Here is a 23,264-nt window from a genome sequence, read left to right as displayed (position 1 = left end):
AAAGTGGGCTTCGAATGAATGGAAAACCAGAGCATATCGTGGAGGCCGCGGGCGGCATTCCGTATAGGTGGAGCAATTTGACGAGCGGAGACACCGTCTTACCTCAATCAGTGACGACTTCACCTGCCTCAAATAGACAGAATGACTCCTCTCGAAGCTCATCAAACAGCAAGGTGTCCAAACACAAACAGAAGAAATCCAAGTTGGCTCCTGAGCAATATGCCGATTACGATGCGTTTCGAGGTTTGGAGGTGTGTCTGGTCCATCGCCCGAAATACGACGATTGGAGTTGGCCAAAAGGCAAGCTGGAAACCAATGAATCCGCCCATCATGCCGCTGTACGAGAGATTGAAGAGGAATGTGGGGTGCCTATAAGCCTTGGCCCGGTATTGGGCGAAGAAGAATACAGCCTTGAACAAGAGGGCCAGAAATCCAAACGGAGCAAACGCTCGAACTCGGGAATGGTAAAACATGTGACCTATTGGATGGCAACACCAATCAACGATCAGGAAGCAGCTCGCAGGTCTTCCACTTTGGGGCCCATCAAACACGCATCAACCGGCGAAATCGACGAGGTGAGGTGGGCCTCTGTTTCCAAGGCACGCAAACTGCTTTCCCATTCCCTAGACCGTGGCATTCTCGACCAATTTGTCTCCCGTGTCAAGGAGGGTGCGCTGGGGGCACATACACTCATTATCGTGCGTCACGGAAAGGCGGAGCCACGCAAACGCTGGAGCGGCACCGACGCCGAACGACCCATCACGCCAAAGGGAGCCGCAGCCAGCTTTGCATTGATTCGGGAGCTTGCCTGCTACAACCCGACTCGGCTCATATCGTCACCGTGGTTGCGTTGCACACAGACCATTGAATCGTATGCCTGGCACACTGCATTACCGGTGATCGGTGCCCAAGAACTCACCGAAGATGCTTTCGCCGAACGTCCTGAAGAGACTTGGAGACAGGTACGAGGCGAGATCGACTCCATGCTCATGAGTATGCAAGGCAGCTCCAACAATGCACAAACCACAGACGCCACGAACACCACAGATCGCGCACAACGTCTTAAAACAGCGCCACCAACCGGTAACGATCCTGCCGCAGACCCTTGCGTTCAAACACCTTCTTCGCAGACAGCCTGTACACTGGTATGCACGCACCGGCCGGTCATCGGTGGAGTGTTCGCCCATCTGCGGGACCTATGCACCTCTCCCATGCTGTCCAAACAGCTCATTGCGAAAACGCCATATATGCCAACTGCAAACGCCGTAGCATTGTTCATGGTACAAGGCCCTCAGGGCCCTAAAATTATAGACATACAGAGAATGGCACCACTTGTTTACTGATTTTTTGGATTTCGACTCCCACAATTACGGCTGGAACCGTACGTGTTCAGGAGTGCAAACCAGACACATCCGTACCATCACTTCGGCGGACTCAGCATCCGGTTATGGCTTCGGCGCGCAATCGTCCGGATCGGGTTCGGTGGTCTCTGCTCGCCCTGGATTCGTGCCAGCCCGCACAGGATCATCCCGCCCTTCGCGCCCCTCACAGCTTGATCCTACCCTCACCGAACATGTGGCGGGCGGGCTCGATCCCGAGGAAGTCAATGAGATGAGCCACGCATCGGCGGCCGCTCTGCTCAACAGGGTGCATCACACGCTCGACCAGAAAGTGGTGCAACGCGTCATCACCTTGGTAGATACCGAGGGAGTGGATGTCATAGCCGAACTTTGGAGCCATAGCGAGCCTGATTCGTTGCCGGGCATTCTTTGGCGGCTCTACCTGCTGAGGTCGTGGATGCGAAACAACAATGACGAAATCTCATATTTATGGCGAATCGGCGAGCCGGTTGCCACATCTTCCTCGGCGATTGTGGGCGTGGACAGCGCGCCTGACAGCGGTGACATATCACGCACGGCGGATTCGATCCTTTCCGGCGCTTTCACCGGAGATTTCGCTGTGGCGCTCGAACGGGCCGCCGCCTTCACCGATGTCATTGTACGTGGTATGAAGCAACGTGCCAAGACACTATTGCAACAGGCCAATAAACCTCGAGCGATCTCTGATGAGGACAAATCGCAGAATGAATTGCTCAGACAATCGGCAACGAATCTGCGCTCCACCGCGTCCAACCTGTCCGTCACCTCCCACGACTTCCACGAGGGAGCACGACTTTGGCGCCGCGGCCGCCTAGAATAATCTAGAGCTCACTGGATGTCAGATGCAGAAGATTATCTGGCACATCGGCCGTTTGAAATAACCGTGACATCAGCCCAATCACACTGTGTGCCACTTTCTCTCATAATTCCTCACCTTCCTGCCTCTGCTCTTTTTATTTCCTCCTAACCAATTACGACACCTTTCGTCTCAGTAGGTAGGACGACTGTGTTGGCACAATCGGTGTATTTCATTTTCAGCTAGGCACATATCTGGCGCGTGGCGAACGGCACGTCGGGTATACTTGAAATCTGCACCGAACCGTGCTTAAGCCCCGGGCTTCATTTTTTGCCGCTTCGAGCGGCGTTCGCGCCGACAGGCGCTTTCGCGGTTCGGTGTTTTCCCACCCCTGCCATGTTTGTATTTGCCACAAGGTTCCGGCGACGTATTCCGATATTCGTCGCTCTAGACACAGAGCCTATCTCGGCCGTTGCATCGCAATGCTTGCGGCTTTAGAAGCCAACCCGTCAATCCGCTTCAGCTCAGCCTGCTGGTCGGCATCGGAGGTGGGCGCAAACTTTCCATAACGGTGCTCGGCAGCCTCACGAATCAGAGCATCCGAAATCTTCGGATTCTTGGGCAGCAGTGAACCATGCATGTAGGTGCCAATGACATTGCCCACGCGGGCACCCTCCGTGTGGTCCACACCATTGTTGCCGGTACCCTCATGCTCCACTGTGCCCAACGGCTCAACACCCTCTCGCAGGAATGTCTGGCCCGAATGGTTCTCATAGCCCACAATCGTGCCGAACTGTTTGCTGGTTTCCGTCAGGTTGCCGATCATACGGTGTGCCTGGCCCTCGGTGTAAACCCCCATGATGTCGATGCCGGGCAAACGTGTGCCGTCCACAGTGTCGAAATATTCGCCAAACAGCTGATACAGGCCACAGATCATGAGCATCGGCACGCCATCTGCAGCCAACGAGCGCAGAATATCGGCCCGCGTGAACAGGTCGTCGGAAATCTTCTTCTGCCCGGTGTCCTGCCCTCCGCCACCGAGAATCATGTCAACCTGCTCCGGCCACCGGTCACCCTGATTGTAGGCGTGGAGCCTAGGGGCATAGCCGTAGAGGGAAAGCCTGCGTTGTATCGTGAGGACGTTGCCCCAGTCGCCATAGATGTTCATATCGTTTGGGTAGAGCGAAACCACATCGATAGGTCGGTCAGATTTGGTTGAAGTCATGCCAGTTCCCTTTCAACAGTGCCAATGGCCATATACGCGGCATTCCAAGATACGCCAGTATTCATCGACCCACCCCTGCATCCGGGACATCGGCGATTTTCCCGAGCTCTGCACGAATGGCAAGCATAGCAGTATATGTGCAATAGATATGCTTTGGCTTGCCGGGATTCGATTGCACAAACTCATGCAACGCCGAGCTGATGTCCGTATCGGTTTTCCCGACCGACACCTGATCGTATTCCAACCTCAATGCCATGTCCCATGCACGCACGCCCGAGACCACAGCCACGCCTTCCGAACGCAGCGATTCAAAATCCACGTCCCAAAGCCAACTCATATCCCGCCCGTCGGCATATTCGTCGTTGATGGCAATCATGGTGGGGCAACCATGAGGCGGGAAGCTTGAAAGCGACATACGGAACCCCATAGGGTTCTTCACCAGCAGCAACTCCACCGGAGCCCCATTGACCTCGATGGTCTCCCCCCTGCCGAACGCCGGGGTGACGTGGGAAAGTGCATGGATAAGCCGTTCGTCCTCAGCCCGAGGCTCACTCCTGCCCACATTTGTGGCATTCACATCCGCCATCACCGCCCGAGTAACGGCGAGGGCCGCCGCGGCGTTGTAGAGGTTATACAGCCCCTCAAACCTCACTTCGGTCTGGAACAACGCGTCATCCATACGCAGCTGCACGCTGCGATCACCGACGCTCTCAAGCACCACATCGGCGTGCCTGCGCGCCTGTTCGTTGGCTTGGGCGGCGCTAACCTGGCCCTGGACCACTTGGGAAACGCTGATTCCAATTCCTAAGTCATGCGCCGCAGACGCTCCGTCTGAACCTGGGTTACTATTCAACGAATCCACTGCGCCTACGGTATTCGTGGCATTCACTGAATCAGTGGCGCAATGCCGCCCAGCATGGACATGTTGTTTGCTGCCTGCTACGCCTAACTCGTACTCATGCATCTCATCGTCTGAGGGGAACCGTGGCCGCAAAGCTTCGGAAAGCCCGAAATAGCGAACCTTCGTTCCGTCCGGTACCTGAGAGGCAAGCGCGGCTATGCGCCTGTCCTCACGGTTGAGCACCACGGTGCCGTCAGTGGCTGCGGCCACACGGCCCAAAAGCCGCGCCGTGTTGTCGATCTCGCCGAAGCGGTCAAGCTGATCGCGCATCACATTGAGCAGCAGAGCGTATCGTGGCGGCATCTGCTCCACGAATTTGACCGCATACGCCTCGTCAAGTTCCAAGACAGCGATGTCGGCATCGAGCCTGCCGCGCCAATCCACCCGGGTGAGCAGCGCAGAGACAACGCCACGGGTGAAGTTGGAGCCTGTGGGATTGGTAAAGACCTTAAGCCCCAGGTCGCCTAGCATGGATGCCACCATGCGCGTGGTGGTGGTCTTGCCATTCGTCCCCGAGACCAGGACGACCCCATACTTGAGGCCGCCGAGCGTGCGGGAGAGGAAACCTGGGTCGAAGCTTTCAATTACCTTGCCCGGCAGCGCGCTGCCGCCGTGGTGCATGAGGCGCGAGGCTGCGCGCACTGCCTTGCCCAATGCCGGTGTCGCAAAAGAATTCCAAGCCATATCACACCACCTGCTGAGGAGCCTGGGGCATGTCCTTGAATTTGGACGTGGCCCCGAGAAAACCAAGCGTGAACGTATCGGTTGGTCCGTTACGGTGCTTGGCCATGATGATGTCGGCCTCTCCGGGCCTGTCCTCTTTGTCGTAGGCATCCGGCCTGTGCACGAGGAAGACCACGTCGGCGTCCTGCTCTATGGAGCCGGACTCACGCAGGTCGGAGAGCATCGGCTTCTTGTCGTTGCGCATCTCAGGGCCGCGGTTCAGCTGGGAAAGAGCCACCACCGGCACCTCAAGCTCCTTGGCCAGCAACTTCAAGGCTCGCGAGAAGCCCGAGACCTCTTGCTGACGGCTCTCCTCCTGTCTGCCCGAACTCATGAGCTGCAGGTAGTCGATGACCACCAGCTTCAGGTCGTTGGTCTGCTTCAGGCGCCTGCATTTGGCACGAATCTCCATGAGACTCATGTTCGGACTGTCGTCGATGTAGAGCGGCTTATCACGCATCTTGGTCCAGAAACTGTTGAGCGTGTTCCACCGGTCCGGCGTGATGTCCTCGTCTGCATGACTTAAGGCGGTGAGGGGAATGTTGGTTTCGGCGGAGATGATGCGCTGGGCCAGTTCCGTCTTGCTCATCTCCAACGAGAAGATAATCGAGGTCATATTATGGTGCAGTGCCGCCGAGCGTGCGAAATCGACACCGAGCGTGGACTTGCCCATGGCCGGCCTGCCGGCCACCACAATCATCTGACCGGGTTGAAGGCCCTGTGTGGACTTGTCGATATCCCTGAAACCTGTGGGCACGCCACGCTCCATGTCTCCGTTCTGCATCTTGTCCATCTGCTCAAGGGTGTCCTGCACCACCGTGCCGATGGGGGCATAGTCCTGGCGCACCTTCCCCACACTCATTTCATAGACCTCGCTTTGGGCCAGGTTCACCACGTCCTCGGCCTGCGAGCCCTCGGCGGAGTAGCCAAGCTGGGCGATTTTCGTTCCAGCGGCGATGACATTGCGTAAAATGGCACGCTGATGCACGATTTCGGCATAATAGGTGGCATTGGCGGCGGTGGGCACAGAGGCGACAAGGCTATGTAGATAGTCCACTCCGCCCACTTTCTCAAGATTTTCATCTTTCAGGAGTGCATTTGCCACGAGCACCGCGTCCACCGGCTGCGAGGCGGAGAACAGCGTGATGATGGCTTCGTAGATTGTCTGGTGTTTCGGCTGATAGAAGTCGGACACATCGAGCGTTTGCGAGACCTCGCCAATGGCGTCCTTGCTCATCAGCATGCCGCCCAGCACCGCCATCTCAGCTTCGTCGTCGTGCGGAGGCACGCGGTCAAAGAGCGTCGAGTCGGCACTCAGATCCGTCGGTGAGCCCGCCGCGCCGCCACCGCCGCGCCTGTCGCCCGAATTTCCCCATCCATGTTCTTCTGCCATGAACCCCAGTATAAAGGAGGGCATAGTGGAACGGAAGAGCCGTGAACGCCGCTGCCCGCCAAACCACAAGCCTTGACGTCAGGAACGCCGGACTATGGTCGAGATGTAGGGGCCGCGCCGGCATCGGCAACATCGAGTCGAAACCGCATCTGTTCGCAGGTGCCGCTAGAGACGACCGCGCTGCCTTGCATCACGATGACCTCGTCCACATGATTGAGCAGATAGTCGCCGGTGTGGTGGCCAACATACACAAACCCTTGGAACGCGCCTCGCATACGGTACGCTCCACCGATCCCAACCTCCGCGCATCAATGCCTGCGTCAATCTCGTCGAGTACCGCGAATCTCGGATGCCGCACCAGAAGCCGGGCCAGCAACAGGGCTGCCGTTCGTCTCCGGAGAGATGGGAAAGCGTGTTTTCGATGTGATAGTCCAGCCCCACTGCACTTGCTCCACCGGCCAAAGCTGCGCCTCATGGAATGCCGGGACAACGGCATCATCGGTGATTCTGGTCGAATAGCCGTACATCCTGCCGCAACGTGTCGTCGAAAATGTGACTCTGCTGCGAACAGTGACCGATCCATTTGCGACACACGAGGGCGTTGCCATGTGGATAGAAAAATAAGTTATCCACATTCTGGGGACAAGTTTGTGGACAGAAGAAAAAGTTATCCACACTATGAGGATAACTCTGTGTATAGTGTGGGGATGGTGACTCCTGCCCATCCGTTTGACTTGCTTGACGCGAAGATGTGTGGTATTCGACCCGGCGAGGGAAATACAGCAAGCTTCACATCATGGCATGGCCAAACCATGCACTGTGGCCTGTAGTGAACACTCTTTGGCACGGCGGCCCGTCACCTGTTAGGTTAAAGACATGAGTTCCGAAGAGAGAACGACGCAATCGAACATCACCCGTGGTGATGCCAACGCACCAAATGCGTCAGATGCACCCATTGCACCTGACGCAGCCGAACAAACAGAGGAGGCAGGTGAAACAGACATCGCACCCGCCGAACGCCGCAGCATCAACCGGCAAATCGCCAGGCTTGCCATCCCCACCTTCGGCCAGCTCATAGCCGATCCGCTCTTCGTCCTCATCGACACCGCTGTGGTGGGGCACATCGGAGAAACCGCGATGGCGGGCCTGTCCATCGGCAGCACCGTGATTCTCACCGCCGCAGGGCTCTGCAACTTCCTGGCCTACGGCACTACGTCATCCGTAGGCAAGCTGATGGGAGCGGGACGCAAAAAAGAAGGCTTCGAGTCGGGAGTCGACGGACTATGGCTTGCCTTCATCATTGGAATGGTGGTTTCGGCGGCGCTCTTCGCTTTCGCCACGCCATTATGCCGCGCCATGGGAGCGAGTGGCGAAGTGCTCACCCAGGCCACCATGTATCTGCGTGCGGTGATCTTCGGACTGCCCGGCATGCTGCTGGTCTACGCGGCCAACGGCATCTTCCGCGGTCTTGAAAAGGTCCGTATCACACTCGTTGCCGCGGTTGCCGGGGCTGCGCTCAACACCGGTCTCGACGTTCTCTTTGTATTCGGTTTCCGTTGGGGAATCACCGGTTCCGGCATCGCCACTTTCATCGCCCAGTGGTTCATGGGCATTGTCCTTACTGTGCCTGCACTCAAATGGGCACATGAATCCGGGGCACGTTTGCGGCCCCGCATTTCCGGCATCATGACGACAGCCAGCGATGGCTTGCCGTTGTTCATCCGCACCCTTGCCCTACGCATCTGCCTGGTGGCCACAGTCGTCATTGCCACCCACATGGGCACCGCTGTGCTCGCCGGCTATCAAGCCGTCAATTCCTGCTGGAACTTCGTGCTCAACATGCTCGACGCCATCGGAATTTCAGGTCAGGCACTAGTGGCGGTCCAAATCGGCTCCGGCAACAGGCGCCGGGCAAAGGCGCTGACATCCATCGCCGCCCGCGCCGGGCTTTGGGGAGGCGTTTTCATCGCCTTGGGGCTACTTGCTTTTGGTCTGTTGTCGGCCCCGCTGTTCAGCCCAAGCCCAGAGGTGCAGAACCTCATTCGGGTCGGTATAGTGGTTGTGGCCTTAGCACTACCGCTTTCAGGCTGGATGTGGGCCCTCGACGGCATTCTCATCGGAGCAGGCGACTACGTGTATCTGGCCGCCACTTGCCTCGTGGTCACAGCCGTATACCTGCCACTGGGATTTGCCATGAACTGGATGCACACCACGCTGCATATGGGCAACACCGTTTCCATGGTCATGCTATGGGCGGTATTCAGTTTGGTGTTCATCGGAGGAAGATCCATTGCCAACGGCATCAGAGCTCATGGTGATCGTTGGATTCATGAAATCCGATAATTGAACACTTTCACTGCGCATAAGAAGAGGTCAGCAGCAGCGGCTCGGCAAAACCTCGACATTGTTCACACAACGTTCAGATGCTTCACAGGTTTCTGGATAGACTGGAACCATTGCCCACGGCACAGCCTAGACTGGTCAAGGCTAAGACAGACAATGCCCTCACGAGTTGGGCTGGTGTAAGACCTAAGGAAACAGGAGAACGCATGTTCGTGTTCACAAGTGCATGGTCCACGATGAAACGGCACAAATGTCGTACATTGCTTATCGTACTGGTAGCCGCCGCAGGGATTTTCTGCTCCGTGTTCACCCAGGCGCTCACTGCAGAGAGCGCTGAGGCGCAGCAGGGCGAAGCCTATCAGATGCTCAAACCCACAGCCGTCCTCAGGCCCAGCGCCACGAAACTGGAGCAACGCAACAGGGCAAACTCCGCCATCACCAAGAGCTATCTATCGTATTCCCAATATTCCATGTATGTCTCGGCACTTCAACAGTTCCAGATTCAATCGCAATATGTCCTCACCGAGTCACTGCCTGTTCGTCAGACAAGCTCAATCAAGGCAATACCTGGCACCGCAGACCAGAGCCCCGATAAGACAGGCGGAGAATTCACACTCGTCGGCCTATACGATGCCAATGGCATGAGCATCAACCACGCTGGAACGTTCAAGATAACGCAGGGCAAGAATCTTAACTTCACCAAGCCCGGCAAGGAAGACGCCCTGGTCTCCCAGGCGGTCGCGACAAAGAACAACCTCAAGGTGGGCAGCACCATCAAAGTCGGCGACGCCACCAACCCCAAGAACACCTATTCGTTGAAGGTCAAGGGAATATACACATATACATCGGATCCATTGGAAGGAACCGCAGGAGACACCAAACTGGCCAAAGACAACAGGAACAACGTGATTTACACTACGCCTATGTTCCCTCAGCTTGCCACAGACACCGTCCTGAACGGAACGACCACAGGCTGGGCAACGCCTGAGTTCGATATTGGTTTCACACTGCAAAGCGTCAGCGACTACGCCTCGTTCAAGAAGGCGATACGGCAGATTGGCCTGCCCAAAGGATATGAGGTGAAATCTCCGACACTGACCAAGTACGAAGCATCGATAGCACCGCTGAAAACATTGTCCGACAATCTGCACAACGGTACGAAGATAGTCTACATCACCGCGGGCACGCTTCTGGCGCTGTTGGCTGCTTGGGGCCTAACCCGTAGACGTGACGAGATCGGCATGGATACGATCATCGGCAATAGCCGCTTGCGCATTGGCACGCAGCTGATGTTCGAGCTCGTCCTGCCGGCGTTCGTAGGCCTGGTGCTAGGAGGCGCCGCAATCATCATCACCATCAAACCGCTGGGCAAGGCACTGACGGCAGGACATGTCATACCGCTCGTCCCCGATTGTTGGATTCCGATGTGGTATACTCTGGCAGCCATTGCCGTACTTGCGATACTTGCATATCTGAGGGCTCTGATGGCACGAACGGCCTCATTATTCAATACTCGTACGGGAGCGTCATCGGCTCAGGCCACCGCAACCGACGAACACAAGGTTCAAGACTCCTCAAGCGACCAGACTCCCAACGGGGACCCAACCGAACACACCGATACAAGTACAGATGAGGAGGCCAACCGATGAGCGACAAGGACAGCAAGCCCACACAACAGACCGACGATATCGAGGATGTCACATTCTCAGTGGTCTACAACGACGACGGAGAGCCAGACCTTACAACACAGGAGGATGGCGAAGAGGCTGTTCAAACCCTGGGCACGCAAACAGCAGAGGCTCAAACCCAGACGAATGGCCACAACGCGGACACCCACGCTGATGAGGAAGACAGGAGCCAACATACTGCTTCCAAGATTGCGCAGAACCTCGACGCTTTCGCCAACATCAAGCTATATCCAAATTCGGACGAAACTATAGGGAAGAATCCACCCCAAGTTGGCGAAGACACAGATGAACCAGATTCCGCCACATCCATTGCCGATGACGACAGTGTTGGAAGCGTTGACTCTGTTGATGAGTCAGATACGTACATTGAGGACGATGCTGAAGAAGACAGCTTTACCCAGGCGGCCTCGGTCCTGCTGCGTTCCTACCCTGCCATGAGCCTCGACCATGTGACACTCACCAATCGCAGCAGTGGCCGCGCCGTGCTAGACAACCTGCAGTGGGCGTTCGAGGCTGGCAATCTCTATGCCGTCGCAGGTGCGGACGATGAGCAAAGGCGCGCATTCCTGCAAGCGGCAGGGGGCTTTGTACGCCCCGACAGCGGGCAGGTGATGCTCAGGAGTTCCGGACTACTCGAATTGGACATCAACGAAATTCGTGGGCATCGAATTGGCCTCATCACTCAGCGTTATAGTGTTTGGGACGCATTGGATGCTTTGGACAATGTGGAACGCACCATGAAGTCTAGTGGTCGTACATTCCTCCAGCCGATACCTGAAATTGCCCATAGTCTGCTGAAAACAGTGGGGTTTGACCAGGCGGTGACAGGCATACCGCTACGAAAAGTGAGCGAGCTGAATCGGCGCCGTGTAGCCATCGCACGGGCCATCTCCTGCGATGCCAGCGTTATCATTGCCGACAATCCCGCAGGCGGTCTGGAAGACGATGACGAGCGCAAGACGGCTGTCAATCTGCTGGCACAAATCGCTCACACCAAGGATCCCAAGCGCTGCGTCATCATGCTTACCGACGACGATTCCGACATCGCAGCCGCCGACGAAACGATACAGTTCAATGATTGAATAGCACTACGCGCAACCATTCATTCGCGGCGCTCTACTGCTCCAAGTTCATATGAAAACGGGCAGCTAGCGCAGGGATATCGGGTCTGCCGTATTTCGTCACCAGAGACTGCCATGCCTGCTTGTTGGCTTGGCCATACCGAGAGGCCTTGCGGGCATACGCCTCCGCCGTGAGGAACCGAGGTGGAACCGATTTGCTGTTGTATTTGTCGGCTACCATCACCACCTCCTGCTCCAGATTCGTCGGCACATAGTCATCTGGCGGCAGCGGCAGCTTCTGGGCCACCACCTGCGCTCGGGTCAAGCCTACTCCTGTGTGGTTGCGGGCGAATTGAGCAATCGACTCATCGACTCCCTGAGCAACAAGCCAGTTATAACCGCGCAACCCGTGCAGAATGTAATTTGGTCCGTCAAACCTCACAGGTTTGCCATCACTGCCGTCGTTTCTCAGCACCAGGTACGTGCCGATATCGTGCAACATGGCCCCAACCACTGCAAGGTTCTCATCCAGTAGGCGCGGGGGCACCAAACCGCCGGTCACACTGTCCGTGGGCGGCACAGACGGTGCGGGCAAGGCGGCACTCCCCGATTGTGTCGGATCGGTTCGGCAATCGCCGGTTCCCCTGAGCTCGGCCGCATCTGCCGGTAACGTGCAACGACGCACAAACAATGCATTTTGACGGCGCACCAGCTGACGAGTAATGGTGGCTATGATTACACAGTGTGTATGAATGAGGTCATAGGCCGCCTGTGAAGGTGCAAGCGACTTATGGAGCTCGTCGGTTTGGGCGAGCGTGGGAACATAGGGAACGGTATTTTCGGTTTCAGTCATACGTCAATTGTATGGCAGAACCATCGTCGTCACGCCACAACCGACGTTTATGCCAATTGGCTAAGGAAAAGCTTCCATTTGTGCCGATATTTGCAAGAAAACAGCACAAATGGAAGCTCGACGGAATCTCACAGCGAATCTATTTTTTAACCTTTTCGGCACGTGATTTCAGTGCCTTGCGCTGCAGACGCGGCGGCCGCTTGGTGGAGACGAAGAGCGGCTGGGTCTCGATGGTCGGATTGTAAGGCGCCAAACCAAACCATTTGACCGGTGAGCCTGCAAGATGACGAATGGAATACTTCATCTTCAGCGAGAACGCCTCGCGCGCGGTGATCTTCGACTCAGGCATCAGCGCCTTGTGCAGCAGCACATAACGCACAGTGCCGATGTCTGGGTCGGCGTCGACCTTCGGATACACGGACTTCTGCTGGGGCAGCTCGCCGGTGGCAGAGAGGTCATGCATCACCTGATGGATGTAGGCGGGAATGGATTGTGAAACCTTGAAACCAAGACGAATCTTGACGCGGAAGATGTAGTCCGTGCCGAAATCCTCCACGGAGTACTCACGGGTGAACGGCTCATCCGTTGTCACCACGGAGACGGCCCACCAGGCGCGCGCACGCTTGGGATGATCGGCGAAGATCGAGAAGAAGATGTCGGTATCGAGCCGCTTCATGTCCCAATCGGAGGTGAGATAGACGATGTTGTCGGCGAAATAGGGCTGGCGGAAGTCCTCATGCAGCTTGGCAAGCACCGGGATGAAATCGCGTGGCTTCATATGCCGGCGCTGACTCCGCTCGATCTTGGTTCCATCGTTCCAAGTGACCATGATGAGCAGAATCAGCAGGGTCAGGCACATGGTGAACCAGCCGCCATGCAGGAACTTGGCCATGGACGCGATGAAGAAGAGCGTCTGGATGGAGATGAACACCACAAAGAAGAGCACCGCCAAGAACCTGTGATGATGGTACCAGATATAGACGGTGAGCAGCACGGTGGTGGTGATCATGGTAATGGTAAGGGCCAAACCGTATGCTGCGGAGATATGCTCGGAATCCTTGAACATGGCGAGCACGGACAGCGTGGCCACGCACAGCACGAGATTGACGGTGGGAATGTAGAGCTGACCGCGTGTGCGTGAAGGGTAACGCACCTGAAGATGTGGCATCCAGTTGAGGCCGGTGGCCTCGGAGACCATGGTGAACGCACCGGTGATGAGCGCCTGGGAGGCGATGACACCTGCGGCCACGGAAAGCACCACGGCCACAGGGCGCAGGTTCGGGCCCATCATCTGGAAGAACGGATTGACACCATCCTGGACAGCCATCAACGCCTTGTTGCCTTGGTTGCGCAGCATCCAAGCGCCTTGTCCGAAGTAGTTGAAGACAAGAGCCACAAAGATGAAGGGCCAGGTGACGTAGATGTTGCCGCGGCCCACGTGGCCCATATCCGAGTAGAGCGCCTCCGCACCGGTGGTGGAGAGGAAGACCGTACCCATGAGGGTAAGCCCTGCGACGTTGTTGCCGCTGAAGAGGAACCTGATGCCGTAGACCGGATTGATGGCCTCGAACACACTCCAGTCACCATCGAGGTTCATGATGCCAGTAATCGCAAGGAAGGCGAACCACACGAGCACCACGGAGCCGAACACCTTACCGATGGACTCAGTGCCGCGACTCTGCACTGCAAAGAGGATGAGAATGATGACCACCGTGATCATGAGCGTCAGATTCGCATTATCGTGGAACACCGGCTGGAAGATCGGTATGGTCTTGAGACCCTCGACAGCCGAGGATATGGAAACCGCAGGGGTAAGCACGGAGTCCGCCAGGAAGGCGGCGCCACCCACCATCGCCGGGATGGCCAGCCATTTGCCGTGATGGCGGATGAGGGAGAAGAGCGCGAAAATGCCGCCCTCGCCCTTGTTGTCGATGCGCATAGCCACGAACACGTACTTGACGGTGGTAATGAGGGTGATGGACCAGAAGACCAGACTCAGCAGACCGAGCACCGCCTCACGGTTGATGTTGCCTAGCCCACCCTGACCGGCAAGGAAGGTCTGCGAAGTGTATAGAGGCGATGTGCCGATGTCGCCGTAGACCACACCAAGGGCCACGATGGCCATGCCCAGCGTCACACGGTCGGGACTGGCCTGCAGCTTGTGCCACCAACGGCCTAACGGGCCTCTAGCCTTGGTGCTGGCCAGTTTCTGCGCTTCCTCGCGCTCCTCCTTCTCCTGCTTGACCAGAACATCATGCTCTTCCTGTGTAAGTGTGGCTCCCGAGACCCTAGGTGCATTGGTGAAGGTATCGGCACGGAGCAATGCCTCCTTCTCGGCCTTCTCCGCCTTTGCGGCCTGCGCGTCAGCTTGCGCCTTCGTCGCCTTCTGGGCACGCTTGATCTTCTTCACCTGGGCGGTGACGGCAGCCTGCTGAGACTTCTCAGCCTTGGACCGAGCTTTGGCACCACCATGGCCGCCTGCACTCGCGGATGCGCCCTTGGTCTGTGCATTCGACGGCTTGGCAAGCCTGGCCAACTGCGAAGTACCTGCGGCCTGACCCGAGATGCCGATGCTACGAGCTTGGGCACGCGCCTCGCTCCTACTGTCCTGTTTTTTCCGACCTTGGTCTGTGCGTGAACCGCCATTCGTTTGATTCTTCTTTTGCACAGCACCCTTCGTATCCGGGTTGGTCCCGGACTGCGAACTATTTTTTGACTGTGGAACATCATCGGCACGAGACTGCGACATGCTTTGCCCTCCAGCGCAGGGACCTTCCCCGCGTAACCACTGCTCTTCTACTTGATTCAGCTCTCTCACCGGCTGATTTCAAAACCAACGCATAAGTCTATATCCATATCCCTATTTTGCCAAAACGAACCATCCATGGGCATTCTGAACCAGCTCAATTCATCACTTCCCTTGTTTTTCGTATGGAAAATCGACAAGTCGTTAGAAAGCCCAACCCAACGAATCGCATCGACTCCGTCACCACCTCTTGACATGGAATGCAGATGCAGACTCATATTCCACAACCCTCATCCTCGACTCACACGCCATACACGGTCCGCGTGGTCTCCCGTGTGGCTTTGGCAACCGAGGCAATCGGCAGATCCAACGCATTTGCAAGCGCCACGAGTGTATATGGAATCATGTACGGGGCGTTTGTACGCCCGCGGTACGGCATCGGAGCAAGGTAGGGAGCATCCGTCTCCACCATGATGTGGTCAAGCCCCACCACGGCCGCCGACTTGGCAATCTCATCATTGCCTTTGAAACTTGCAGTACCTGAAAAGCTGAGATACCAACCCTGTTCACGCGCCAACTGCGCCATCTCAAGATCTCCTGAATAACTGTGGAACACGGTCCGGCTTGGGCTGCCATCGGCAATCAGTGTCTCGATGACCTCACGGTGCGCGTCTCGGTCGTGAATCTGCATCGGCAGATTCAGCTCTTTGGCAAGCGCAATATGGGCACGAAACGCATCACGCTGAATCTCCTTGGCCTCCTCGCCGGTGCGGAAAAGATCCATTCCGGTTTCGCCTATCGCCACCACCTGCTCGGGATATGCAACAGCCAGCCCGCGGACCTCGGCAAGCGCATCCTCAAAGCTTACATCATGCCACGGCTGATACTTCACAGGCAACCCGTCGGGACCCGGCGCACCACGATGGCCATGCAGCACAGCCTCGTTGGGGTGAATCGCCAAGCCAGCGTGCACAACACCGGGGTGGTCGATCGACATCTGCACCGCAGTCTTGAGGCTCGGCAGTTCACAGCCCACATCGATGATGCCTTCCACACCAACCGCCTGCGCCTGGTCGAGCATCTCGTCGACCGTATAAACCGGCACTGACGGCTGCTCACGCTCGAGAGCCTGACGGTTCATCTCACGGGCAAACGGAACGACGCTGGCCACATGCGTATGATCATCGACCACGTGGATTCCTTCAGACAACGCAGGAGGCGCAAGTGCCCAACTGCGATCGCGATGTTTCTTACTCATATCTACCAGTCTAATCAGCGCTATCTGCTAACTGAATGGGTACGTTACCGTTTATGACGCCTATTGTCGCTGTAAGTAGCCAGCCATGTACATCCAGCCGATGCTGCTATACCTACTACGACATCAGCTGTCGCTGTAGGTAGCAGCATCGCCTATCGGCTATCGGCTACTGTTCCACGCCTTCAGACGCAAAGAGTTGCCGGGCGTGCTCCTGGATGCTCATTACCTGATAATCTCCCGATTTCACAGCTTCAATCGCAAGAATCACCGCCAGAAACTCGGTGACCGTGGTGAACTGAGGAACGTCGGCTGCGACGGCCGCCGATCGAATCACGTACCCATCCGAACGTGAATCGCGGTTGCTTGGTGTGTTCAGGACTAGGTCAACTTGCCCCGAATCTATCAACTGAAGCGGATTCTTGCCCAACGCATCCTCGCCGAAGCGTTCATGCAACGATTCTTCCTCCTGCGCCGTGGTGGAAATCTTACTCACCACACGTGATTCAATACCATAGCGCCGCAGCACCGAAGCCGTGCCTTCCGTGCAGCACAACGTGAAGCCCAGCTCCTGCAGGCGAACGGCAATCAACGGAAGCTGTCGCTTATCGGCGTCGGCTACAGAAAGGAACACATTGCCCTTGACCGGCAAGCCGCCTTGATAAGCGGCAAGCTGGCTCTTGGCGAATGCATGTGGGAAGTCACGGTCAAAGCCCATCACCTCACCGGTGGAATGCATTTCAGGGCCGAGCAAGGTATCGACTGAACGTCCTGCCTCTGTTCTGAATCGTTTGAACGGAAGGACGGACTCCTTGACCGCCACCTGCTGACCAGGGTGCATCACTCCGCCGTCACCCATCGGCAATAGCAGACCACGCCGGCGCTGGTCGGCCACGGACTCCCCCACCATGATGCGGGCTGCGGCCTTGGCAAGAGCCACACCGGTGGCCTTGGACGCGAAGGGGATGGTTCGCGAAGCGCGCGGATTGGCCTCGATGACGTAGAGGGTGTCGGCCATGAAGGCAAACTGCACGTTGAGCACACCCCGCACACCGCATCCTTCGGCGATAGACAATGTGGCCCTGCGCAACCGGTCAATCTGGCTATCAGAAAGTGTGCTCGGCGGCAGGGTGCAGGCGGCATCGCCGGAATGCACACCGGCTTCCTCCACGTGCTCCATGATGCCACCAACGTACAGCTCCTTGCCGTCGTACAGTGCATCCACATCAATCTCGATGGCGTCCTGCAGGAACTTGTCGATGAGCAACGGAGAAGGCAGGCGGCCAGAGACCACCGTATCGGACTGGGCGGCGGCGAGCGCGCGGTCCACATACTTCTCCAGCTGCGCATCGTCATAGACGATTTCCATGCCACGCCCGCCAAGCACATAGCTGGGCCGCACGAGCACCGGGTAGCCGATCTCGTGGGCGGCGGCCTGTGCCTCTTTGTAGCTCAAGGCCGTGCCATAACGTGGGGCATTCAAGTGCTCACGACGCAGTACCTCACCGAAAAGCTCGCGGTTCTCAGCCAAGTCGATAGACTCTGGGCTCGTGCCCAAAATCGGCACTCCAGCAGCCTTGAGGCGTGCGGCAAGTGAAAGCGGGGTCTGACCACCGAGCTGCACGATGATGCCCTTGACCGGTCCTGACTTCTTCTCCGCCTCATAGATCTCCATCACGTCTTCAAAAGTGAGTGGCTCGAAGTAGAGCCTATCGGACATGTCGTAGTCAGTGGAGACGGTCTCCGGATTGCAGTTGACCATGATGGTGTCGTAATCCTTGCCCAGCTCCTGGACGGCGTGCACGCAGGTGTAGTCGAACTCGATGCCCTGACCGATGCGGTTGGGGCCCGATCCGAGAATGATCACCGCCTCGCGCTCGCGCGGCTTGAGCTCGCTTTCGTCGGCGTAGCACGAGTAGTAATACGGGGTGACCGCGTCGAATTCGGCGGCGCAGGTGTCGACCGTCTTGTAGACGGGCCGCAGGTCGTAGCTCTGGCGAAGCTGGCGTATGGTCTTCTCGCCTCCGTCGCCCAAGTAACGCAAGTGGGCGATCTGCAAGTCCGACAGTCCGGCACGCTTGGCCTTACGCAGAAGATGCTTAGAAAGCGTCTCGGTATACCGAACTTCCATGGCAGTTCTGTTGATCAACTCGAACTGGGTGAGGAACCATGGGTCGATTTTCGTGGCATCGTAGAGTTGGTCCACTGTGGCACCACCCCAAACGGCCCGTTCGATTTCAAGGTAACGGTTCTCCGTAGGCGTGCGCATGGTCTGCAGCAACTGGGCAACTTCATTGGCATCGGGCTTGAGCCCTTCCCAACTAAAGCCCATATGCCGTTTGTCGATGGAGCGCATGGCCTTGCCAAGTGCCTCCTGGAAGTTGCCTCCCAAGGCCATGGCCTCGCCCACCGACTTCATGGAAGTGGTCAGCGTCGGGTCGGCCTCGGGGAACTTTTCGAAGGTGAAACGAGGCACCTTCGCCACCACGTAGTCGATGGTGGGCTCGAAGCTGGCAGGCGTGGAGCTGGTGATGTCGTTGCTGATCTCGTCGAGTGTATAGCCCAACGCGAGTTTCGTGGCTATCTTGGCGATGGGGAATCCGGTGGCCTTGGATGCGAGCGCCGAAGACCTGGAGACGCGCGGATTCATCTCGATGACGATGATGCGGCCGTTCCTCGGGTTCACGGCAAACTGGATGTTGCACCCGCCCGTGTCGACGCCCACGCCACGGATGATGGCGATGGCGATGTCCCTCATGCGCTGGTACTCGCGGTCGGTGAGCGTGAATGTGGGGGCCACAGTGATGGAGTCGCCGGTGTGCACGCCTACAGGGTCCACGTTTTCGATCGGGCAAACCACCACCACGTTGTCCTTGCGGTCACGCATGAGCTCAAGCTCGAATTCCTTCCAGCCTTCGATGCCCTCTTCCACAAGCACTTCGTTCGTGGGCGAATAGTGGATGCCCGCGCCGGCGATACGGTGCAGGTCCTCCTTGTTGCGCGCGATGCCGGAGCCCAGGCCACCCATGGTGAAGCTCGGGCGAACCACCACAGGGTAGCCGAGTTTCTCCACGATGGCGTCGACCTCATCGAGCGTGTGGGCCACATCGGATCGTGCGGATTCCGCGCCGGCTGCCTCGACAACCTTCTTGAACTGCTCACGGTCCTCACCACGGTCGATGGCCTCCAGCGAGGCGCCGATGAGTTCCACATGGTACTTTTCCAGCACACCAGCAGCCCCCAGCGCCTCTGCGGCGTTGAGGGCGGTCTGGCCGCCCAACGTGGGCAGCAGCGCGTCCGGACGCTCTTTGTCGATGATGCGCTCCAAGATGCCGGTGTCGATCGGCTCGATATAGGTTGCGTCAGCCATTTCCGGATCGGTCATGATGGTGGCCGGGTTGGAGTTGACCAGAATGACGCGAATGCCCTCTTCTTTGAGCACGCGGCACGCTTGGGTACCCGAATAGTCGAACTCGGCTGCTTGACCGATGACAATGGGGCCAGAGCCGATGACCATGACCGAATGGATATCGTTACGTTTTGGCATCAGCGTTCCTCCTCGCTATCATCGTCGTCATCGTTTCCGTTACCTTTTGCGACACTCAACGTCGTTTTTGGTAGCGGTCTGTCGGTGGCGCTACCTCCTACGACATTATGTGTCGCTTTTGGTAGCGGGTTATGTCCCAACTCCATCAAATCAATGAACCTATCGAACAGATAAGAGGCATCGTGTGGTCCTGCGGCGGCTTCCGGATGATACTGCACTGAAAATGCGGGGACATCCAGGCATTCGAGACCCTCAACCACGTTGTCGTTCAAATCCACATGCGAGACTCGCGCTCGTCCATAACGGCCGTTGTCAAACGGAGTCGCCACAGGATGGCCTATCGGTGCATCGACCGCGAAGCCATGGTTATGGGCCGTGATCTCCACTTTGCCGGTGGTGAGATCCTTGACCGGTTGGTTCACACCACGGTGCCCGAATTTGAGCTTATACGTTTTGAAACCGAGGGCACGGCCAAGCAGCTGATTGCCCAGGCAGATGCCAAAGAACGGATAACCGGCATCAAGCACCTGCCGCAGCAACCTCACTTCATCATCGGCGGTGGCGGGATCGCCAGGCCCGTTCGAGAAGAATACGCCGGTGGGGTTCAATTCCTTGATCTGAGCCAAAGTGGTGTTCAGCGGCAACACATGCACGCGGCAGCCTCGCTCGGCAAGACGATGAGGTGTCATGGATTTGAGGCCAAGGTCGAGTGCTGCAACCGTGCAACGAGGCTCTTGGCCCTCCCACGCACCGCAAGGCTCTACGGTGTAGGTTTCGTCAGTGCTCACCTCACCGGTCAAGTGGGAACCTGTCATCGTCGCAGCACTTCGCACGATTTGAAGCAGCTCCGATACCACCTTGCGCTGACCAGACTGAGGTTGAGACTGTAACTCTTGCGCAACCGCGTTTTGGCCGCTGTTCAGCAGTGCCGAACCAGAAAAAACGCCGGCCCGCATGGCACCTGCTGTTCGCAAATGCCGTACGAGACGACGTGTATCGATTCCTGAAATACCGACGATTCCCTGATCTATTAATCGTTGTTCCAACGGACGTCTGGTCCGCCAAGAGCTGACACAGGGACTGGGTTCGCGGACCACGTAGCCCGACACCCATATTTTCTGCGATTCATCGTCCTCGTCGTTGACACCGGTATTGCCGATGTGTGGAAACGTCTGAACAACAATCTGACGGTCATAACTGGGGTCGGTCAGCGTTTCCTGATACCCCGTCATACCTGTTGTAAAAACGATTTCTCCTGTTGTTTGCCCCAATGCGCCGTAGGCATCGCCCTCATACACTTCCCCGTCCTCAAGCACAAGAACGGCTGGATTCACTGTATTTTGGAAATGGCTACCGACTGCATTGGCTTTGGTGTCATTGAGATTCACCTGTACCCCTTTTTGCAGCGGATATTCTACGAAAGTATAGCGGCATGGCTGGATGAGGGCGAATCCCCAAAACCAACATAACGATGCCTCAAAGTCGAATAGCACGGAAAACTCGAAATTGGTAAGTAAACGGGCACGGTCTTTCTGCTGCGCCTTCAAACGCGAATTGGCATACAGCGGCGATATGAAACCACGAAAAGAAATCAGTCAGTTCCAGGGGAAGCGGAAGTATCTGCACCTGAGCCTTCGGCGGTCGCCACAGTTTCATTTGCCTCTGCATGTTCGACGGCTTCATGCTCGACGGCTTTACGCTCAGTCGATCCGGATCCCTCGGACTGAGTGGATTCAACAGTTGCCTCATCAGTGGATTCAACGGTTGATTCAACAGTCTGTGTATCTACAGGTTCCTTGGGTTCAGCAGTTGCGGTAGGCTCAATCAATCCTGTAGGATCGACCGTCTGGGGCCCATTGGCAGTCTGAGCTTCATCGACTGTCTTAGGCGCGCTACCGGTACCCGACTCATGGGAAATATTCGACTCAGTCGATTCGATGCCCTCGGCGGACTCATCCCACTGCATCGGCACACCGTCACCGTGGCCTGAGATGCCGCCGGAAGTAAGAAACCCTGGCGCTGTGGGGGCATGCAGAGCAGCCTCCCGCCGAGCCTGCTCCTTGCGTTCCTCCTCAGCTTCTTTGATTTGAGCCAGAGCAGCTTCCTTGTTGCTGCAGATGGCGCTCAACAGACCATGGATGAACGACGGGGACTCATCGTCGCTCAGTGCCTTGGCCAGGCCTAAAGCCTCGTCTATTGCCACTTTGTCTGGGACTTCGTCGTTGAAGAGAATCTCCCACGCGGCAATACGCAGAATGTTGCGATCCACCACAGCCATTCGGCGGATGGTCCATTTAGTGGAGTACTTGCCAAGAACGCTGTCGATGTCTTCCTCGTGATCGGCCACACCGCGGACCAAGACAATCGAGTACTCTGGCAACGGTGTCTGAGCGCCAGGCTGGGCAATGCGTTCCTCAAGCAATGAGGGAATGTCCTGACTTTTTTCATCAGCCTCATATAAGGTGTTTAACGCCCGTTTCCGTGCAGTAGAACGTGCCATATCAATCCTCTAACCCAATCATTGTTTCGACATTTTCGGTGTTACATACCTCTCACCGAATTGCCGATTTCAACAGTTCCACTCATCCAGTCAACTTCCCCATGGAAACGTATCAGGATGTCAAGAAACCAAGAGGTTCTCAGATTGCTGAGAACCTCGAACACAGCCTCATTTTGTCTGCACAGCTAATCTGCAAACTCCCGGTTTGAGCGCAGCTGCACAGTTTCGTCTGCAAATATCAGTTATTTTCACGGCCAAGGTAGGATCCATCACGGGTGTCGACTTTGACTCTCTCGCCTTCACCCACGAAGAGTGGCACCTGAATCTCGGCTCCGGTCTCCACAGTGGCAGGCTTAGTGCCAGCATTGGCTCGATTCCCCTGCACCCCAGGCTCAGTGGAAGTTACTTTGAGAATGACGGACGCTGGCAGCTCCACACTCAGCGGGGTGCCATCATGGAAGCTAACGATGCAATCGGTGCCCTCAAGCAAGTACTTGGCTTGATCTCCGACCAGATCCTTTGGAATGTTGATCTGATCATACGTGGTCATATCCATGAACACGTAGCTTTCCCCATCCTCATAGGAATATTGGAGGTTACGGTTGTCGACCGTCTCGAACTCCATCTTCATGCCGGCGTTGAACGTCTTATCGACAATCTTGCCGGTAAGCACGTTCTTGATGGTGGTACGCACGAAAGCCGGCCCCTTGCCAGGCTTGACATGCTGGAATTTGGTGACCTGCCACAGTTGGCCATCCAAGTTCAATACGGAACCGTTCTTAATATCATTAGTAGTTTGTGCCAAATTTACTCACCCTTATATGTCTTTGAAAATACTGCAATCTGCAGCGATG

At 56.7% G+C, this 23,264-nt stretch carries 14 protein-coding genes and 3 pseudogenes; 5 read left to right on the top strand and 12 right to left on the bottom strand.

The genetic code is table 11. From position 1 onward, the window contains the following. Positions 1–14: 14 nt before the first annotated feature. Positions 15–1,343: an NUDIX hydrolase gene (locus tag ACSYSS_RS02485; RefSeq protein ID WP_491703916.1), complete on the top strand. Its 1,329-nt coding sequence runs from the start codon at positions 15–17 to the stop codon at positions 1,341–1,343. A 139-nt stretch (positions 1,344–1,482) separates the two neighbouring features. Further along, positions 1,483–2,199, top strand: a complete 717-nt coding sequence (locus tag ACSYSS_RS02480; RefSeq protein ID WP_491704184.1) for a hypothetical protein — start codon at positions 1,483–1,485, stop codon at positions 2,197–2,199. Positions 2,200–2,635: 436 nt separating this feature from the next. Here the strand turns inward: ACSYSS_RS02480 and ACSYSS_RS02475 are convergent, their stop codons facing one another. The 5 genes from ACSYSS_RS02475 to ACSYSS_RS02455 form a co-directional block, all read right to left on the bottom strand. After that, the gene (locus ACSYSS_RS02475) at positions 2,636–3,400 is read right to left on the bottom strand and encodes a type 1 glutamine amidotransferase (protein ID WP_491703915.1); all 765 of its coding nucleotides are present in this window, start codon (positions 3,398–3,400) and stop codon (positions 2,636–2,638) included. Positions 3,401–3,461: 61 nt separating this feature from the next. Beyond that, positions 3,462–4,985 (bottom strand): Mur ligase family protein, encoded by a 1,524-nt coding sequence (locus tag ACSYSS_RS02470; protein WP_491703914.1) that lies wholly within the window; start codon positions 4,983–4,985, stop codon positions 3,462–3,464. A 1-nt stretch (position 4,986) separates the two neighbouring features. Further along, positions 4,987–6,417 (bottom strand): replicative DNA helicase, encoded by a 1,431-nt coding sequence (gene dnaB / locus ACSYSS_RS02465; protein ID WP_491703913.1) that lies wholly within the window; start codon positions 6,415–6,417, stop codon positions 4,987–4,989. Between the two features lie 92 nt (positions 6,418–6,509). Beyond that, positions 6,510–6,692, bottom strand: coding sequence for a hypothetical protein (locus ACSYSS_RS02460; protein WP_491703912.1), 183 nt, complete (start codon positions 6,690–6,692; stop codon positions 6,510–6,512). 45 nt (positions 6,693–6,737) lie between these two features. After that, positions 6,738–6,944 (bottom strand): hypothetical protein, encoded by a 207-nt coding sequence (locus ACSYSS_RS02455; RefSeq protein ID WP_491703911.1) that lies wholly within the window; start codon positions 6,942–6,944, stop codon positions 6,738–6,740. 349 nt (positions 6,945–7,293) lie between these two features. On the opposite strand from ACSYSS_RS02455, the gene ACSYSS_RS02450 reads away from it, so the two are divergent. From ACSYSS_RS02450 to ACSYSS_RS02440, 3 genes are all read left to right on the top strand, one after another. Further along, positions 7,294–8,760, top strand: coding sequence for an MATE family efflux transporter (locus ACSYSS_RS02450; RefSeq protein WP_491703910.1), 1,467 nt, complete (start codon positions 7,294–7,296; stop codon positions 8,758–8,760). Positions 8,761–8,966: 206 nt separating this feature from the next. Beyond that, positions 8,967–10,409: an FtsX-like permease family protein gene (locus ACSYSS_RS02445; protein WP_491703909.1), complete on the top strand. Its 1,443-nt coding sequence runs from the start codon at positions 8,967–8,969 to the stop codon at positions 10,407–10,409. Next, a complete protein-coding gene (locus ACSYSS_RS02440; RefSeq protein WP_491703908.1) occupies positions 10,406–11,530 on the top strand; it encodes an ATP-binding cassette domain-containing protein in 1,125 nt (374 codons plus the stop codon). Before ACSYSS_RS02445 ends, ACSYSS_RS02440 begins: the two co-directional genes overlap by 4 nt. Before the next feature lie 34 nt (positions 11,531–11,564). Here ACSYSS_RS02440 and ACSYSS_RS02435 read toward each other — a convergent pair whose 3' ends face one another. From ACSYSS_RS02435 to efp, 7 genes and pseudogenes are all read right to left on the bottom strand, one after another. Continuing rightward, complete coding sequence (locus ACSYSS_RS02435; RefSeq protein ID WP_491703907.1) at positions 11,565–12,362, bottom strand: HD domain-containing protein; 798 nt, start codon at positions 12,360–12,362, stop codon at positions 11,565–11,567. A gap of 178 nt (positions 12,363–12,540) precedes the next feature. Further along, positions 12,541–15,111, bottom strand: a pseudogene (locus ACSYSS_RS02430) (KUP/HAK/KT family potassium transporter); the annotation flags it as partial. A gap of 298 nt (positions 15,112–15,409) precedes the next feature. Continuing rightward, positions 15,410–16,366 (bottom strand): TatD family hydrolase, encoded by a 957-nt coding sequence (locus ACSYSS_RS02425; protein WP_491703906.1) that lies wholly within the window; start codon positions 16,364–16,366, stop codon positions 15,410–15,412. A 166-nt stretch (positions 16,367–16,532) separates the two neighbouring features. Beyond that, a complete protein-coding gene (carB, locus tag ACSYSS_RS02420) occupies positions 16,533–19,910 on the bottom strand; it encodes a carbamoyl-phosphate synthase large subunit (protein WP_491703905.1) in 3,378 nt (1,125 codons plus the stop codon). Positions 19,911–20,050: 140 nt separating this feature from the next. Then, positions 20,051–21,244 (bottom strand): annotated as a pseudogene (gene carA / locus ACSYSS_RS02415) (glutamine-hydrolyzing carbamoyl-phosphate synthase small subunit); the annotation flags it as partial. Positions 21,245–21,960: 716 nt separating this feature from the next. Next, positions 21,961–22,410: pseudogene (nusB, locus tag ACSYSS_RS02410) on the bottom strand (transcription antitermination factor NusB); the annotation flags it as partial. Between the two features lie 238 nt (positions 22,411–22,648). After that, positions 22,649–23,215 (bottom strand): elongation factor P, encoded by a 567-nt coding sequence (gene efp / locus ACSYSS_RS02405; RefSeq protein WP_491703904.1) that lies wholly within the window; start codon positions 23,213–23,215, stop codon positions 22,649–22,651. Positions 23,216–23,264 lie beyond the last annotated feature (49 nt).

The sequence above is a fragment of the Bifidobacterium sp. ESL1118 genome (assembly GCF_058505595.1).
Note: the sequence above shows the minus strand (reverse complement) of the source record. Positions and strands in the feature narration are given on the sequence as shown.